At 71.0% G+C, this 16,994-nt stretch carries 15 protein-coding genes; 9 read left to right on the plus strand and 6 right to left on the minus strand.

Annotated features, from left to right (window positions below; all coding sequences use genetic code 11):
- Positions 1–115: 115 nt before the first annotated feature.
- A complete protein-coding gene (locus ACFXMF_RS12975; protein WP_379990007.1) occupies positions 116–1,549 on the minus strand; it encodes a sugar porter family MFS transporter in 1,434 nt (477 codons plus the stop codon).
- A gap of 189 nt (positions 1,550–1,738) precedes the next feature.
- Here ACFXMF_RS12975 and ACFXMF_RS12980 point away from each other — a divergent pair, with 189 nt between their 5' ends.
- From ACFXMF_RS12980 to ACFXMF_RS13015, 8 genes are all read left to right on the plus strand, one after another.
- Complete coding sequence (locus ACFXMF_RS12980) at positions 1,739–2,257, plus strand: VanZ family protein (protein ID WP_379990009.1); 519 nt, start codon at positions 1,739–1,741, stop codon at positions 2,255–2,257.
- A gap of 135 nt (positions 2,258–2,392) precedes the next feature.
- Positions 2,393–3,604, plus strand: a complete 1,212-nt coding sequence (locus ACFXMF_RS12985; RefSeq protein WP_360323121.1) for an ROK family transcriptional regulator — start codon at positions 2,393–2,395, stop codon at positions 3,602–3,604.
- Between the two features lie 235 nt (positions 3,605–3,839).
- Complete coding sequence (locus ACFXMF_RS12990) at positions 3,840–5,123, plus strand: ABC transporter substrate-binding protein (RefSeq protein WP_360323155.1); 1,284 nt, start codon at positions 3,840–3,842, stop codon at positions 5,121–5,123.
- 4 nt (positions 5,124–5,127) lie between these two features.
- Entirely contained in the window at positions 5,128–6,093 is a 966-nt protein-coding gene (locus ACFXMF_RS12995) for a sugar ABC transporter permease (RefSeq protein WP_360323119.1), read from the plus strand.
- A 100-nt stretch (positions 6,094–6,193) separates the two neighbouring features.
- Positions 6,194–7,099, plus strand: a complete 906-nt coding sequence (locus tag ACFXMF_RS13000) for a carbohydrate ABC transporter permease (RefSeq protein ID WP_360323117.1) — start codon at positions 6,194–6,196, stop codon at positions 7,097–7,099.
- Positions 7,096–8,382 (plus strand): 6-phospho-beta-glucosidase, encoded by a 1,287-nt coding sequence (locus tag ACFXMF_RS13005; protein ID WP_360323115.1) that lies wholly within the window; start codon positions 7,096–7,098, stop codon positions 8,380–8,382. The genes ACFXMF_RS13000 and ACFXMF_RS13005 overlap by 4 nt, the downstream gene beginning before the upstream one ends.
- A complete protein-coding gene (locus ACFXMF_RS13010; RefSeq protein ID WP_360323113.1) occupies positions 8,370–9,407 on the plus strand; it encodes a BadF/BadG/BcrA/BcrD ATPase family protein in 1,038 nt (345 codons plus the stop codon). The genes ACFXMF_RS13005 and ACFXMF_RS13010 overlap by 13 nt, the downstream gene beginning before the upstream one ends.
- Before the next feature lie 200 nt (positions 9,408–9,607).
- Entirely contained in the window at positions 9,608–10,759 is a 1,152-nt protein-coding gene (locus ACFXMF_RS13015; RefSeq protein WP_360323111.1) for an MFS transporter, read from the plus strand.
- A gap of 310 nt (positions 10,760–11,069) precedes the next feature.
- Here the strand turns inward: ACFXMF_RS13015 and ACFXMF_RS13020 are convergent, their stop codons facing one another.
- Positions 11,070–11,975, minus strand: a complete 906-nt coding sequence (locus tag ACFXMF_RS13020; RefSeq protein ID WP_379990795.1) for a Gfo/Idh/MocA family protein — start codon at positions 11,973–11,975, stop codon at positions 11,070–11,072.
- Positions 11,976–12,342: 367 nt separating this feature from the next.
- Between ACFXMF_RS13020 and ACFXMF_RS13025 the strand changes: the two genes are divergently transcribed.
- On the plus strand, positions 12,343–12,810 hold the full coding sequence (locus ACFXMF_RS13025; protein WP_360323107.1) for a hypothetical protein: 468 nt from the start codon (positions 12,343–12,345) through the stop codon (positions 12,808–12,810).
- Positions 12,811–12,866: 56 nt separating this feature from the next.
- On the opposite strand, the gene ACFXMF_RS13030 is transcribed toward ACFXMF_RS13025, so the two are convergent.
- The 4 genes from ACFXMF_RS13030 to ACFXMF_RS13045 all read right to left on the minus strand — a co-directional run bounded on the left by ACFXMF_RS13030 (position 12,867) and on the right by ACFXMF_RS13045 (position 16,975).
- Positions 12,867–13,271: a hypothetical protein gene (locus ACFXMF_RS13030; protein ID WP_360324123.1), complete on the minus strand. Its 405-nt coding sequence runs from the start codon at positions 13,269–13,271 to the stop codon at positions 12,867–12,869.
- Between the two features lie 329 nt (positions 13,272–13,600).
- Complete coding sequence (locus ACFXMF_RS13035; protein ID WP_360324119.1) at positions 13,601–14,122, minus strand: DUF4232 domain-containing protein; 522 nt, start codon at positions 14,120–14,122, stop codon at positions 13,601–13,603.
- Between the two features lie 29 nt (positions 14,123–14,151).
- Complete coding sequence (locus ACFXMF_RS13040) at positions 14,152–15,879, minus strand: alpha-glucosidase (protein ID WP_379990796.1); 1,728 nt, start codon at positions 15,877–15,879, stop codon at positions 14,152–14,154.
- A 142-nt stretch (positions 15,880–16,021) separates the two neighbouring features.
- Positions 16,022–16,975, minus strand: a complete 954-nt coding sequence (locus ACFXMF_RS13045) for a GlxA family transcriptional regulator (protein WP_379990798.1) — start codon at positions 16,973–16,975, stop codon at positions 16,022–16,024.
- Between the last annotated feature and the right edge of the window lie 19 nt (positions 16,976–16,994).

A 16,994-nucleotide genomic window follows, 5' to 3' on the forward strand; every position in this document is an offset into this window, starting at 1 on the left:
GCCGAGACTCTCCTCAAGTCTCGGCCGCCGGCTCCACGTTCGGCCCGGCCGCAGGCGCCGCCTCCCGCACGGCCGGGCGCCACATTCGGCCGCCCTCGGCAGCACGCCCCGCCCTTCAGCCCATCTCCTCCAGCGTCTTGCCCTTCGTCTCCTTGACGAACTTGAGCACGAACGGGATGGACAACACCGCGAAGCACGCGTACATCACGTACGTCGCCGACAGATTCCAGTCCGACAGCGTCGGGAACGTCACGGTGATCACCCAGTTGGCGATCCACTGCGCGGACGCGGCCACACCCAGGGCCGCCGCGCGGATCCGGTTCGGGAACATCTCCCCGAGGAAGACCCACACCACCACGCCCCACGACAGCGCGAAGAACAGCACGAACGAATGGGCCGCGATCAGCGCCACGGTGCCCTCGGTGTCCGGGAGCTTGATGCTCTTGCCCTGGCCGGTCCGGGCGGAGAAGGCCCACGCGACCAGGCCGAGGGAGAGCGCCATGCCGGTCGAGCCGACCAGCGCGAGCGGTTTGCGGCCCACTCGGTCGACCAACAAGATCGCGATGATCGTGCCGATGATGTTGATGATCGACGTGGTGAACGAGTACAGGAACGAGCTGTTCGGGTCGATGCCCACCGACTGCCACAACGAAGCCGAGTAGTAGAAGATCACGTTGATGCCGACCAGTTGCTGGAACACCGAGAGCCCGATGCCGACCCACACGATCGGCAGGAACAGGAATCCGCCGCCGCCCAGCAGGTCCTTGAACGTGGACTTGTGCTCGCGGCGCATCGCCTCCTTGATCTCGGCGACGCGCGCGTCCAGGTCGACCCGGTCGCTCTCCACCTCGGCGAGCACCTGCTTGGCCTGATCGATCCGGCCGACGGAGATCAGGAAGCGCGGCGACTCGGGGATGGTGAAGGTGAACAGGCCGTACAGCACGGCCGGCAGCACCATCACGCCGAGCATCACCTGCCACGCCTCCAGGCCGAAGACCAACGTGCCGCGCTGGTCGCCGTCGGCGAGGTTGAGAATGCCCCAGTTGACGAGCTGCGAGACCGCGATGCCGGTGACGATCGCGGCCTGCTGGAACGAGCCGAGCCGACCGCGATAGGCCGGCGGGGCGACCTCGGCGATGTAGGCCGGGCCGATCACCGAGGCCATCCCGATCGCCACCCCGCCGAGCACCCGCCACATGGCCAGGTCCCACAGCGCGAACGGCAGCGCCGAGCCGACCGCGCTGACCGCGAACAGCACGGCGGCGATCTGCATCACCCGGATCCGGCCGATCCGGTCGGCGATCCGTCCGGCGATCGCCGCGCCGACCGCACAACCCACCAGCGCGGCGGCGACCACCTGGGCGAGCAGGCTGGAACCGGGCTCGAATTTGCCGCGGATGCCCTCGACCGCGCCGTTGATCACCGAACTGTCGTAGCCGAAGAGGAAGCCGCCCATCGCGGCGGCCGCGGTGATGAAGACGACGTGGCCCAGGTGCTCCGAGTAGGTGTCCCCGCTCGACTGCCCGGTCGCCGGTGTGCTGTCGGCCAATGCCGCCTCCTGCGGTCCGTGCACCGGTCCCGGGAGCCGGCGCAGTGGGTACAGTGCGGTGCGCTGCTGCAAAGAAGATGCCGGACCCTGAGAGTTGCCCGAGATCACCGGCCTAACCATGCGGATGCGCCCGGATGGCGCCCACCCATACGCCTGCGCGCCCCGCCGTCCGCCGGTACAGTCCGCCGAATGGGTGGAGGATGGTCACGGTGGGGCGCGGTCCTGGTCGCGTGCGCGGTCGCCGCGCCGTTCGTGCTCGTCGTCCTGCTCGCGGTACGTCGGCCCCGCGTCGCGGTGCTCGCCGCGATGGTGCTGGGCACCCTGCCGTGGGTGTGGATGGTGCTGACCCCGGTCGGCTCCGGCCACACGCTCAGCCTGCTGCCGCTGCGCGACCTCGCGGCGGTGCTGCTCGGCGACCCGGCGACCGCGGTGGTCCAGGTCGGCGGCAATCTCGCGGTGTTCGCGGCCCTGGGCTTCCTGCTGCCGTTCCACGCGCCGCACTTCGCCGGTCGAACGGGCGCGTGGCGGATCGCCGGCCTGGCCGCGGGTGCGTCCGCCGCGATCGAAACGGCCCAGTGGTTGCTCGCGATCGGCCGGGTCTCGTCGGTGGACGACGTGCTCCTGAACACCGCCGGCGCGGTCATCGCGGCCGGGCTCTGCGCCGGGTGCCGAGCCGTCGCGCGGGCCGCGCATCCGCGCGCCGGTTGAGATTCGCGCCGATTCGCTTGCCCCGCAAGGGAAACGACCTTGGCGGACACCCTTGACAGTGCCGAGAGGGCGGGCCTAATTTCCTCTACAACTCTTAGGAAGGTTTCCTAACAGTGGCGAGAGGGAGAACCGCTGATGGCCGGTAGCACCGAGCGCGGCGCGGGAGCGTCCGGGCGGGAGCAGGCCGGGCGGCCGAGCCTCTTGCGGGCCATCAACGACCGGGCCGCGCTCGAACTCCTCTTGCGGCACGGGCGGCTGTCCCGGGGCCAGATCGGCTCGATGACGGGTTTGTCGAAGCCGACCGCCTCGCAGTTGCTCTCCCGCCTGGAGGCGGCCGGCCTGGTCGTCGGGGTGGGCACCACCGAGGGCGGCCGAGGACCCGGCGCCCAGCTCTACGAGATCAACCCGGCGGCGGGACACGTCGCGGGTCTGGACGTGACGCCCGCCCGGATCCGGGTGGCCATCGCCGATCTCACCGGACGGGTGGTGGGCGAACACGAACTGCCCACCCCACGAAGGGAAGCGGCCGACACGCCGGGCCGGATCCGGGACGCGGTGCGCGCCGCGGCCAAGCCCGCCGGGCTCGACCTCGCCGACCTCGCGCACGTGGTGATCGGCATCCCGGGCGCGTTCGACCCGACCACCGAACAGTTCCGCTACGGCCGCCATCTCGCGGGTTGGCACTCCCCCGGTGTGCTGGACCTCGTCCGCGAGGAACTCGGCCTGACCGTGGACGTGGAGAACGACGTCAACCTGGCCGCGCTCGCCGAGCAGCGGGACGGATCGGCCCGCGACGGGGGCGACTTCGTCCTGTTGTGGGTGGACGAGGGCATCGGCTGCGCGATCGTGCTCGGCGGCCGACTGCACCGAGGCTCCACCGGTGGCGCGGGCGAGGTCGGCTACATGCCGATGCCCGGCGCCCCGCTGCCGCACGACGTCAGCCGCCGCAACACCGGTGGCTTCCAGCAACTCGCGGGCGCGCCCGCCGTGTTGTCCCTGGCCCGCGCCTACGGGGTGGGCAGTCGTACCGCGCCGCAGGCCGTCGCCCGCGCCGTGCGCGCGACCGAATCGCGCGGCGGAGCCTTCCTCGACGAGTTGGCCAACCGGCTGGCGGTCGGCCTCGCGGTGATCGTCTCGGTGCTCGATCCGGGGCTCGTCGTGTTGTCGGGGGCCATCCCGATGGCCGGTGGCGAGGCGTTGCGCTCGCGCGTGGTCGACGAGTTGCACCGCCTCGCGATCCCGCGTCCGCGCGTCGTGCTCGGCGACGTGCCCGCCAATCCCGTCTCCACCGGCGCCGTGCACGCGGCGCTCGACGTCGCCCGCGACGTCGTCTTCACCACGACCTGACGCACTCCCGCTCGACCGGCGGCACATCCTCACTCGTCCGACCCGCACCGCACCCCGTCGCGGCCGGCCTCGGCCCGTTCGCGCGCTCTGTCGCTCGACCCGTACCACCGCAAGGCCCCCGGCGCCGCTCGTCCCGGCCGCGCCGTCGCCATCTCCGGAGGAGGACCCAGTGCACAGACTCCCACGGCTCCGTCGTTCCATCACGACCCTCGCGTGCGCCGCCACGCTCGCCCTGATGGCCTCCGCGTGCGCCGGCGACGACGGCGGCTCGGGAACCGGTGCCGAGGAGGCGCCCGACAAGAAGGTCACCATCACCTTCTGGCACGGCTGGAGCGCCGAGAGCGAGACCAAGGCGGTCGACGACCTGGTCGCCAAGTTCACCGCGAAGCACCCCAACATCAAGGTCAAGGTGGTCTCCAACGTCACCGACGACAAGATCACCCAGGGCATCCGCTCCGGCAAGGGCCCGGACGTGGTCTCCTCGTTCACCACCGACAACGTCGGCCAGTTCTGTACCTCGGGCTCGTGGACCGATCTGGCGCCGTGGCTGGCCAAGTCCAACATCGACCCCGCCACGACCTTCCCCAAGCCGGTTTTGGACTACACCCAGTTCCAGGGCAAGCGTTGCGCCCTGCCGCTGCTCGCCGACTCGTACGGGCTGTACTACAACAAGGACATGTTCGCCGCGGCGGGCATCACCCAGCCGCCGAAGACGTTCACCGAGCTGGCCGAGACCGCCAAGAAGCTCAACCAGTTGAACGGCGACGGGACGTTCAAGGTCGCCGGCTTCGTGCCGACCTTCCACGCCTACGAGTTCTCCGCCGCGCACACGCTGGCCCAGTTCGGCCCGACCTACCAGACGCCCGACGGCAAGTCGAACCTGTCCAAGGACCCGGTCGTCCCGCAGTTCTTCAACTGGCAGAAGCAATTCGTGGAGAGCCAGGGAGGGTTCGACAAGCTGGAGAAGTTCCGCACCACGTTCGGTGAGGAGTTCTCCGCCGAGAACCCGTTCATGAGCGGCAAGCTCGCGATGACCATGGACGGCGAGTGGCGCACCGCGATGCTCGCCCAGGACGCGCCGAACCTGAACTACGGCACCGCGCCGTTCCCGGTCCCGGACGACCAGCAGGACAAGTACGGCCGCAGCTACCTCACCGGCACCACCGTCGGCATCGCCAAGTCGAGCCACCACCAGGCCGCCGCTTGGGAGTTCGTCAAGTTCGTCACCACCGACACCGAGGCGCTGGTGGCGTTCTCGCAGGCGATCCACAACGTGCCCAGCACCAACGCCGCGCTGGCCGCGTCGCCGCTGGCGAACGACGAGCACTTCAAGCCGTTCATCGACGCCTTCAAGCACCCCGCCAGCAACACCACGCCCGCCAGCCCCAACGGCGGCAAGTACCAGGTCACCCTCTCCGAGTACGCCTACAAGTGGGAAGCCGGCCAGGGCGGCGACCTGACCAAGAGCCTGGCCGATCTGGACAAGCAGATCGACACCGACGTGGCCCAGGTCAAGTGATCCGATGACCACGACCGCCCCCGCGGCGGCGGAGGTCCCGGCGGCGCTGCGCAGGCAGCGCCGCCGGCGGAACCTGCGCACGCTCGCCTTTCTTTCCCCGTGGCTGATCGGCTTCACGGTCTTCTTCGCGTATCCGCTCTGCGCGACCGTGTACTACTCGTTCACCCGCTACGACCTGATCAACGCGCCGGTCTGGGTGGGCCTGCGCAACTGGAACTACGTGCTCAACGACTACCCGCCGCTGTGGCAGGCGTTGCGCAACACGCTGTGGCTGGTCGTGGTGATGGTCACCTTGCGGGTGATCTTCGGCCTGGGGCTGGGCATGTTGGCGATCCGGCTCAAGCGCGGCGGCGGGCTCTTCCGCACGCTGTCCTACCTGCCCTACCTGGCCCCGCCGGTGGCCGCCACGATCGGCTTCGCGTTCCTGCTCAACCCGGGTACCGGTCCGGTCAACCACCTGCTCGGCAACGTCGGTATCCCGCAGCCCGGTTGGTTCAACGACCCGGACTGGTCCAAGCCCGCGCTCACCCTGCTCGCACTGTGGGGCATCGGCGATCTGCTGGTGATCTTCACCGCGTCGCTGCTGGACGTGCCGCGCGAGCAGTACGAGGCGGCCGAGTTGGACGGCGTCGGGCCGTGGCAGCGCTTTCGGTACGTGACCTGGCCGGCGATCACCCCGGTGGTGCTGTTCGCCGTGGTCACCGGCGTGATCCAGACCATGCAGTACTACACCCAGGCGATGGTGGCCGGAAAGGTCGCGAGCGGCATCATCGGCAACTCCGGCCAGTCGTTCGAACCGGGCTATCCGCAGGGCACCACGCTGACGCTGCCGCAACTGGTCTACGAGGAAGGGTTCTCCACCTTCAACACGGGTGCGGCGTGTGTGATCTCGCTGCTCCTGTTCGTGATCGCGATGGCGTTCACCTTCCTGCTGCTGCGTCGCCGCTCGGGTCTGCTCGACGACGACTGAGAGTCGGGCCGAATCCCGCCCGCACTCGCCACCGGCGTTGGAACTCCCTTGCCGGTAAACCCAGTTCGACGATCCACCGTGCCCAGAAGGGATCGGATCCATGGCCCAGACCGTCACGGCCGAGGCCGTCGGCATCGCGCCGCCGCTCGCGCCCGCCCGGACGCCGCCGCGCCCACACCGGCGCAAGCGCGTACTGACCTGGATCGGCGTGCACACGCTCGCCGTCACCGCCGTACTGTTCTTCATCCTGCCGTTCGTGTTCCTGTTCCTGACCTCGGTGATGAGCAACAAGCAGGCGCTGACCAGCGACCTGTGGCCCACCTCGTGGGAGTGGGGCAACTACACCAAGGTGATGGAGACTCCGGGCTTCGGCACCTGGTGGCGCAACACGCTGCTGTACGCCGGCCTGGGCACCCTGTTCACCGTCGTCTCCAGCCTGCCGGTGGCCTACGCGCTGGCCAAGTTCCGGTTCCGCTTCCGGGGCGTGGCGCTGATGATGGTGATCTCCTCGATGATGTTGCCGCCGCAGGTGATCATCATCCCGATGTACATCTTCTGGGCCAAGCAGATGCATCTGAGCGGGACGCTCTGGCCGTTGATCATCCCGATGGCCTTCGGCGACGCGTTCACCATCTTCCTGCTTCGTCAGTTCCTGCTCACCATCCCGTCCGAATACCTGGACGCGGCCCGGGTGGACGGGTGCGGCGAGCTGCGCATCCTGATCTCGATCGTGCTGCCGATGATCCGGCCGGCGATCGCGGCGGTGGCGCTGTTCCAGTTCTTCTACTGCTGGAACGACTACTTCGGTCCACAGGTGTACGCGTCCGAGAATCCGGGCGCATGGACCCTGTCCTACGGCCTGGAGTCGTTCAAGGGCGCGCACCAGGTCAATTGGAATCTCATGATGGCCGCCACGCTCCTTGTGATGGCGCCGGTGATCCTCGTGTTCTTCTTCGCCCAGAAGGCGTTCATCGAGGGCGTGACTTTGACGGGAGTAAAGGGTTGAAGCTCGCTGTGGTGGGCGGTGGGTCCACGTACACGCCCGAACTGGCGGACGGCCTGGGCCGGTTGCGCAAATCATTGCCGGTCGACGAGCTGGTGCTCGTGGACCCGGCGATCGAACGGCTGGAGCCGGTGGGCGCGGTGGTGCGGCGCATCCTGGCCCGGTACGGCCACCCGGCCCGGGTGGTGCTGACCGACGACCTGGACGCGGGGGTCGAGGACTGCGACGCGGTGCTCTTCCAGCTCCGGGTGGGCGGTCAGGAGGCCCGCGCGCAGGACGAGGAATGGCCACTGGACTGCGGCTGCGTGGGGCAGGAGACCACCGGCGCGGGTGGCCTGGCCAAGGCGCTGCGCACGGTGCCGGTGGTGCTGGACGCGGCCGAACGGGTGCGCCGGGCCGCGCCGAACGCGTGGATCGTGGACTTCACCAACCCGGTGGGCATCGTCACCCGCGCGCTGCTGGACGCCGGCCACCGCGCGGTGGGCCTGTGCAACGTCGCGATCGGCTTCCAGCGCCGGTTCGCCGCGATGCTCGACGTCGCGCCGGAGCGGCTGCGGCTGGACCACGTCGGGCTCAACCACCTGACCTGGGAACGCGGTTTGTACCTGCTGGACGAGCACGGCGAGCCGGGTCCGGACCTGATGTCGACGCTGCTGGCCGAGCACGGTCCGGCGATCGCCGAGGACCTCGAACTGCCGGTCGAACTGCTGCGCGCGCAGGGCACCGTGCCGTCCTACTACCTGCGCTACTTCTACGCGCACGACGCGGTGGTTTCCGCCCAGCGGCACAGCGCCTCCCGCGCCCAACAGGTGGCCGCGATCGAGCGCGAACTGCTGGAGCTGTACGCGGATCCGACCCTGGACACCAAGCCGGAGCTGCTGGAACGCCGGGGCGGGGCCTACTACTCGGAGGCGGCGGTGGCCCTGGTGGCCGCGCTGCTGGGCACGAGCACCGAGGAGAGCGACCGGGTCCAGATCGCCGACGTGCGCAACAACGGCACGTTGCCCTTCCTGCCGGACGACGCGGTGATCGAGGTGCCGTCGCGGATCGACGCGAACGGCGCGACGCCGCTGCCGGTGGCGCCGCTGGGGCCGCTGCACTCCGGGTTGATCGCGCACGTGGCGGCGTACGAGGAACTCGCGCTGGACGCCGCGTTGCGCGGTGGGCGCGATCGGGTGGTCACCGCGTTGCTCGCGCATCCGCTGGTCGGACAGTACGACATCGCCGAGGCACTCGCCGATCGGCTGCTCGCGGCGGGCAAGGAGCACCTGCCGTGGGCCCGGTGACGGAGGGCGGGGCCGAGTCCTCCGGATCGGCCCCGGCCGTGCTCGCGATCGACGCGGGCAACTCCAAGACCGATGTCGCGGTGGTCGACGCGGACGGTCGGGTCTGGGGGCGCGGTCGGGGCGCGGGCTACGCGCCGTACCAACTCGGCCAGGACGCGGCGGTCGAGCGGATCGCCTCACTGGTCGAGGAGGTGTTGCGGTCGGCCGCGGGGGCCGGACCGGTGGAGCACGTCGCGGCGTATCTGGCCAACATCGACCTGCCGGTGGAGGAGTTGCAGCTCCGCAAGGAGTTCGAGGACCGGGGCTGGGCCCGGACGGTCACCGTCGGCAACGACACGTTCGCGGTGTTGCGCTCGGGCACGGGCGCGCCGCGCGGGGTCGCGGTGGTGTGCGGGGCCGGGATCAACTGCGTGGGCCTGCTGCCGGACGGGCGGACCGCGCGATTCCCGGCGCTGGGGCGGATGACCGGCGACTGGGGCGGCGGGCTGGGCCTGATGGAGGAGGTGATGTGGTCGTCGGTCCGGGCCGAGGACGGTCGGGGACCGGCGACCGCGTTGGCCGAGGCGACGGCCGGGCATTTCGGCCTGGAGTCGGCGACCGCGGTGGCCGAGGCGGTGCATCTGGGCGAGTTGGCGAGCGAGCGGCTGCACGAGCTGGTCCCGCTGTTGTTCCGGATCGCCGACGGTGGGGACGCGGTGGCGGGCGAGGTGGTCGAGCGCCAGGCCGGGGAGATCGCGGTGATGGCGGTGACCGCGCTGGGTCGGCTCGACCTGCTGGCGGAGGAGGCGGACGTCGTGCTGGGCGGCGGGGTCCTGGCGGCGCAGCCCCCGATGTTGATGGCGGCGGTCTCCCGGCTGATCCTGCGCTCCGCGCCGCGCGCGGTGTTGCGGGTGGCGGTGGATCCGCCGGTCGTGGGCGCCGCGTTGCTGGGCCTGGATCGGCTGCGCGCGGACGGACGGGCGCCGGCGGATCCGACGGGCGTGGCGGAGCGGCTGCTGCGCACGGGGTGGACGCGTCCGGCCTGATCCGGGGGGTGTCGGGCGGGTGGGCAGGCGCCGATGGTCGCCGTGGCCTTCCCGACCCGGCCGCCGCGTCCCCGAGGTGCCCGGGGGCCCGCGGGTCGCATACGATCCCGGCGGGGCGGGACCATCCGCGACGGGGCCCACAGGATGCGGACGAGGACGACGGTGGGCGATTTCGCGTGATCGAGGGTTCGATATCGGGGTTGACCCGTGATCGCGCGACCTGGCTGCTGTATCTGCACATGGCGGCGTTCGGCTACTTCCTGTACTGCTTCGGGCCGTCGGTCACGCTGCTCGGCGACGACCTGGGCGTGAGCAACGCGGTGGCGGCGCTGCACAGTACGGCGTACGCGGCGGCCGGCGTGTTGATCGCGCTGCTCGGCGATCGGCCGATGCGGCGGTTCGGGCGCGGGCGCACGTTGTGGGCGGGCTGTGTGTTGTTGAGCGCGGGCGTGTTGGCGTACTGCGCGGCCGGGACGCCGGCGGTGTCGCTGAGCGCGGCGCTGCTGTGTGGGTTCGGCGCGTTCCTGGTGGTCAACGTGGCCGGCACGGCACTGGCGGACCACCACGGCCCGATCGCCGGTCCGAGCGCCCTGAGCGAGGCCAACGGGCTCGCGGCCGGCGTCGGGATGGCCGCGCCGCTGCTGATCGGCGTGATGGACTCGTCCGGGCCGGGCTGGCGCTGGGCGATGTTGCTGGTCCCGGTGCTCTTCGGCGCCCTGGCGGTGGGCTTCGGGCGGACGCGGGTGCCGGACCTGGTCGCCGCGCCCCCGTCGCCGTCGCCGTCGCCGTCGGCTGGTGGGTCGCTGCCCGCCGCGTATTGGTGGGCCTGGTTGTTGACGGTGTGCTCGGTGGGGGTCGAGTTCTCGCTGTCGTTGTGGGCCTCGACGCTGCTGCGTGATCGCACCGGGATGTCCGAGGGTGCCGCCGCCACCGCGATGACCGCCGTGGTGGCCGGCCTGTGCCTGGGCCGGCTGGCGGGCGGGCGGCTCGCGCTGCGCCTCCCGTTGCAGCGGCTGTACGGCGGCGCGGTCGCGGTGAACCTGGTCGGCTTCGCACTGTTCTGGTCGGCCACGGTCCCCTGGCTCGCCTACCTCGGCCTGTTCGTCTCCGGCCTGGGCATGTCCGTACAGTTCCCGCTGGCCACCGCCGCCGCGATCCGCGCCGCCGACGGCCGAGCCGACCTCGCCGTCTCCCGCCTGGCCGTGGCCACCACCCTCGCCGCCGGCGGCGCCCCCTTCCTCCTCGGCCTCGCCACCGACCTGATGCCCACCCGCGCCGCCTTCCTGCTGCTCCCCATCCTCCTTCTGGCTTCCCTCCCCCTCCTCCGAAAAGCCACCCACCCCCACCCCTGACCCGACCACAGGCGTCGGCACACCGGATGGGCCAGCGCGGGGCGCGGTCGTAAAACGCACGGCGGTCGAGCACGAACCAGGCGCGGACCGGGCGCAGGGCGGGCCGGGCATGGGCCGGGCGTGGGCGTCAAGCAGGTGGGCCAGGCACAGACGTGGGCCATGGGCGCGGGGATCGGGCCAGGCAAGAAGCTCGGGCGCAGTCGTCGGGCGTCAGCAGCGAGCGCCTGCGTCGAGCGTGGGGCGTGGGGCGTGGGCCAGGGCTGACGACGGGCGTGTGGGAGTCCGGCGCGGGCGTCGGGGGGGGTTGGGGTCAGGGGCGGGCGAGGGTGGCTGCGGTGGTGGCTGCGGTGAGGACCGCGTGCGTGCGGGGCCATGGGAGGGGGGAGGGGGCGCCGGCGGCCATGGCGAGTACGGCGCGCATGGTGGCTCGGTAGCCGAGGGCCTCCTGCCAGTCGGAGCCGCCGAGACGGGCGGTCTCGACGCCGTCCTCGGTCTGTACGGCCACCTCGTAGACCTCGTCGCCGCCCACCCCGGCGACCTCGATCGTGCCCACGCGCCCGTCCGGCCAGCCGAGCATGATCGCGCCGACGTCCTCCGAGCGGGTGGTCGGGTGGACCAGGACCGAACCGGTGGCGGCCAGCACCCGCGCGCCGGGGCCGGCCACCGCGTCCAGGAGTTCGGCGCCGTGCAGGCCGAGCGAGACCAGCGTGCCGCCGCCCTCGGCCGGGTCGTCCTGCCAGGCGCGCTCCGGTGTCAGAAAGCCGGCGATGTCGTGCCGGACCAGCGCCCGGGCACTCAACACCCGGCGGCCCGCGATGCGTTCGGCCAACTCCGTCACGGCCGGCGCGAAGCGCAACACGGACGTGGTCAGGAAACGTTCCTCGTACCCGGTCACGGCCCGGTGCAACTCGGCGAGCGCGGCGACCGAGGAGGCGGCCGGCTTGTTCACGAAGCACGGTACGCCGGCCCGCAGGATCCGGGCGACGGTGTCCGCGATCAGCGCCGGCCGCACGGTCACCACCACGGCGTCCGGCCGGCGGTCGAGCAACTCCGTGAGCGATCCGGCCGATTCACACTCGTGCCGCTCCCGAAAGGCCGCGAATCGCCCTGGCTCCCCCGCCGCCCAACCATCGATCCGCGTCACCCCCAGGTCACGGGCCACACCCGCATCGGTGAACGGATGGCTGTGCGCGAATCCGGCAAACCCAAGACGCATGGCCCGGACGTCCCTTCGAACAACGATCAAGTCGCCCCGACCCTAGCCCCGCCCCATCACCCCCTCACCCACCCCCACCGCGCCGGCCCACACCACAACGCCACAACGCGTTCACACAGAGACAACACCACCACGCACCCACGAACAGAACGCCATGAAACGCTCACCACAGTCGGGCAGGGCAGGCGGCCGGGCACAAGCGGGCAGGCGGGGCAACGCGGGCGGCAGTCCCCCAGCCCGCACCCTGCGCAGTGCCGCGCCGCCCGACCCAGAGCCGAGCCGGGGGGTGGGTCGTGTGTGGGGATGGTGAGCGGGTAAGCGCTGACTACGGGGGAATTGTCGCCCTCCGGACAAGAAGGATGACGCCATGTTCCTTCTGGGACTGTTGCTTGCCGGCTGTGCCGCAGCGTTCGCGGCTCTGCTGATCGCCTACAACACATCGGGCGGACCCGAGTACACGGTGAGCATCTTCGATACCGACATGGTCACGCTCAACTCGCTGGCGATCTTCTGTTCGGGCCTCGCATTGGCCCTGATCTTCGGCATCGGCCTGCTCATGATCGGCAGCAGGGCCCGAATGGGCCGGGCCCGCCACAACCGTGACCGGCGCGCCGTCGACCGGGCCATCCTCGAACGCAACACCGCGACCGCCCGCCAGGACGCGGCCATGGCGCGCGAGCGGGCCGCACAGGCCGAGGCCCGCGCCGACCGCCTCCAGTACGAGCCCACCGCCGACGACGAAACCGGCACCACCTGGTCCGCGGACCCCGCCGCCCAACCCCGGACCCGCAGCGAACCCGGCGGCGCCCACCGCACCTTCCCGAGCGACAAGTAACCAACCGACCGCGCCGAAGGCCCTCGCCCGCCGACGAGCGCCTTCGGCGCGCCTGTTCACACCACGTAGGGCCAGAGTTCGAGCCACGGAGCCTCGAAGCGGATCACGTCGCCCACCGACAACTCCTCGAATCCCCAAGCCACATCGATCGTCATGATCCCCGGGCCCAGCCGCATCACCACCTGCGGCTCACCGTCCCGACCGACCCACTCCAGCCTGCCCGTCACCGCCACGCCCTCGCGCACCGGCGAGAACCCGGTCGGCTCCCCGGTCGGCGCCCGCGTCCACTCGGCCACGTCGTCCGGCGGATCGACCTCGACGTCGTAGCACGCGCCGACCACCGGCAGCCGATCCGCAAAGCCGTCCCCGACGTTCCAATAGCCGACCCCGCCGCCGACCCCGGACGTGAAGACGACCCGCCTGGGCTCGGCGTGCGCCCGCCCCACCACCCGGATCCGCATCGTCCCCCCGCCTGTGGCACGGCACCGTCCCCGCTCATCCTCCCGCGCGGGCCACCACCGGATGCGGGTAGTCGGCGGAACGATGTTGAAAGCTGAGGATTTTCGGGTTCCGCACGATGCCGTCGCGGATCTCGATCGCCTTGGCGATCGTCGGATCCGCGTCCCAGGCGGTCGGGCCGTCCCGGGCGCGTCGGTGTCCTGGCGAACACGGTTCACCACGATGTCGTAGCCGGCCGGATACGCGCCCAGCGGCGCCCCCGAATCCGCAGCGCCGAAAGGCCGCGGCCGATGCGCCCGAATCGGCGACCGGCCGCGGCTCGATGGCCGGCTCAACCCGGGAGCGCGTCCACCGCCTCGTCGACGCTGTTCCGCCACAGCGTGGTGATCGGATCGGAGACCGCGATACCCGGTGCCGGCGCGCCGATTCCGGCTGCGGTGAAGGTTTTGCCGGTATGGGCCGGATGGGCCGCGACGGTCAGGCTCGGAACGTATCGTGCCGCGCCGCTGCGGTCGTCGGTGCGCAGCGCCGCGTACAACTTCCCGGCGGCGTCGATCCGCCGCGCGCCGCTCGACACCGGCGGCACCGGTTGCGCCGTGCCGTCCAGCCCGGCGAAGGTCACCGTCGGGAAACGGTCGATCGTGCAGGCCGAGCCGGCCAGGTTGGTGACGGTGACCAGTACCACGCTGCTCGCGATCGGTGGCAGCGCGTGTGCGTCGTAGCCGAGCGAGCCCTCGGCGCACGTGCGCAGCGGGGCGCGGTTGCTCTTTTGGGCGCCGGCCGTCGAGGCCGCGCCCGCGACCAGGACGGACGACGCGAGGGCAATGGTGGTGACGGAAGCGATAGTCCTCATACGCGCTCTGTATCCGGCGTGCCGGTTGGCTACACGTACCGATGTACGCGAGCTTCCCAGGGGCGCAATATCAGCGCGTCGATCGGCCCCGCGTTGCCGAGTACGAGCGGCGCCCGCGCCCCCTGCGCCGCCAGATCGGCCGGTAGCGCCACCGTCTCGCCGGTGAAGTTGGCGAGCACGAGCAGCGTGATGCCCCGGTGTCGGCGGGTGAATGCGTACAGCCGTTCGTCGTCCGCGAGCAGCATGGTGAAGTCGCCGTGCACGACTGCCGGTTCGCTGTGCCGCAGGGCGATCAGTCGGCGGTAGTGGTGATAGACCGAATCCGGATCGGCCACCGCCGCCTCGGCGTTGATGGTGGTGTGATTCGGGTTGACCGGCAACCAGGGCGTGCCGGTGGTGAAGCCGGCGTGCTCGGACGCGTCCCACTGCATCGGCGTACGGGCGTTGTCCCGGCCCCGTGCGCGCAGTCCGTCGAGCACCCGGGCCGGGTCCTCGCCCGCCCGTACCGCCTGCGCGTAGTGGCCCAGCGCCTCGATGTCGTGCACGTCCTCGATCGTGGCGAACGGGGCGTTGGTCATGCCCAGTTCCTCGCCCTGGTAGACGTAGGGCGTGCCGCGGTGCAGGTGCAGCACGGTGGCCAGCATGGTCGCCGAGCGCACCCGGTACTCGGGTCCGTCGTCACCGAACCGGGAGACGATCCGGGGCTGGTCGTGGTTGTTCCAGTAGAGGCTGTTCCAACCCACCTCGGCGAGGCCGCTCTGCCAGCGGCCCAGCGAAGCCTTGAGGTCGGTGAGCCGCAGCGGCCGCAGGTCGAACTTGTCTCGCCCGAAGTCCAGGCCCACGTGCTCGAATTGGAAGACCATGTCCACCTCGCCGCGGGCCGGATCGGTGAACAGCCGGGCGTGCTCCAGCGTCACGCCGGGCATCTCACCGACGGTGAGCAGGCGTTCGGGCCGGCCGGCGAACACCTCGCGGTGCATCTCCTGGAGGTACTCGTGCACCCGAGGGCCGCTGACGTAGTACGGCGAGCCGTCGCCGTACGGGCCGTCGCCGTGCAGAAGGCCGTCCGGCAGGTCGGGGTCCTTCGAGATCAGGTTGATCACGTCCATCCGGAAGCCGTCGACCCCGCGATCCAGCCACCAGCGCATCAGCGCGTACACGGCCTGCCGGACCTCGGGGTTCTCCCAGTTGAGGTCGGGCTGCTTGGGCGAGAACAGGTGCAGGTAGTACTCGTCGCTCGCGGCATCGTGCTGCCACGCCGACCCGGAGAAGAACGACCCCCAGTTGTTCGGCGCGGCGCCCGCCGCACCCACCGCCCCGGCCGACCCCGCGTCCTTGCGCGCCGGCCGCCACCAATACCAGTCCCGCTTGGCGCTGTTCGGCCCCTCGCGCGACTCGCGGAACCACGCGTGCTCGTCCGAGGTGTGGTTGACCACCAGGTCCATCACCAGCCGCATCCCGCGCTCGTGCACCGATGCGAGCAATCGGTCGAAGTCGGCCAGGGTGCCGAACAGCGGTTCGATGTCCCGGTATTCGCTGATGTCGTAGCCGTTGTCGTCCTGCGGCGAGGGATAGACGGGCGACAGCCACAACACGTCCACCCCGAGGTCCGACAGGTGGTCCAGGCGTGCGGTGATGCCGTTCAGGTCTCCGATCCCGTCGCCGTCGGAGTCGGCGAAACTGCGTGGGTAGATCTGATACACCACGGCGGACTTCCACCACACGTCGTCCGCAGCCCGCGCACCGTCGAGTGTCATCCCTCGAACCCGTCCCCTCCGCGTCGACCCGCTCCGGCGAATCCGACCGGAGCCACCGTGACTGTCCTGCCCCGCCGAGCCGCGCTTCACCGGTCCGACGGTGTGCGACGCCTCGTCGAGGACGGCCCGCGACGCCCGGCGATCAGTCGTCGCGGCTGCGGAAGGCCCGGCGGTAGGACTGTGGGGTGGTTCCGGTGACCCGTTTGAAGCGGTCACGGAAGGCGGTGGGCGAGCCGAAGCCGGTCTGCGCGGCGATCCGGTCCACCGAGTGGGCGGTGGTTTCCAGCAGGTGCTGGGCTCGGCTGATCCGGACCCGGTGCAGCCATTGCAGCGGAGTGGTGCCGGTCTGTTCGCGAAAGTGCCGGTTCAGGCTGCGGGCGCTCATCCCGGCGTGCGCGGCGATATCGTCCAGGAGTAGTTCGCGGTCGCTGTGCGCACGCAGCCAGGCGAGCAGCGGCTCCAGGCTCGCGCCGTCCGGGGCGGGCGGTTCGTGCACGATGAACTGGGCCTGTCCGCCCGCGCGTTCGAGCGGCATGACGGCGTCGCGAGCGCTGTTCGCGGCGACCGCCGAGCCGTGATCGAGGCGGATCATGTACAGGCACAGGTCCAGGCCGGCGGCGGCACCGGCCGAGGTCAGGATCGAGCCGTTGTCGATGTAGAGCACGTCCGGGTCGACCGCGACCTCGGGATATCGCTCGGCCAGCGTGGCCGTGCCGAGCCAGTGCGTGGTGGCCCGCAGTCCGTCCAGGAGACCGGCCTCGGCGAGCACGAACGCGCCCACGCAGATCGACGCGATCCGGGTGCCGCGCGCCGCCGCCACGCGCAGCGCGGCGATCGCGGCCGTGGGCGTGGGCATGCTCGGGTCGGCCCGACCTGGACAGATGATGGTGTCCGCCTCGGCCAACTCGGCCAGCCCCCACGGCGCGCGCATCGTGAACTCGCCGGCGTCGACGTCGGTGCCCGCCTCGACCGCGCAGACCCGGACCCGATAGGCGGCCCGCCCGTCCGGCAACAGGGTGCGTCCGAACACCTGGATCGGCGTGGTCAGATCGAAGCCCATGACGCCGTCGAGGGCCAGAATGGCGACGGTATGCATGGCAATAATCTAGGTGTGC

It is taken from the genome of Embleya sp. NPDC059213, assembly GCF_042754445.1.
Classification (GTDB): Bacteria; Actinomycetota; Actinomycetes; order Streptomycetales; family Streptomycetaceae; genus Embleya.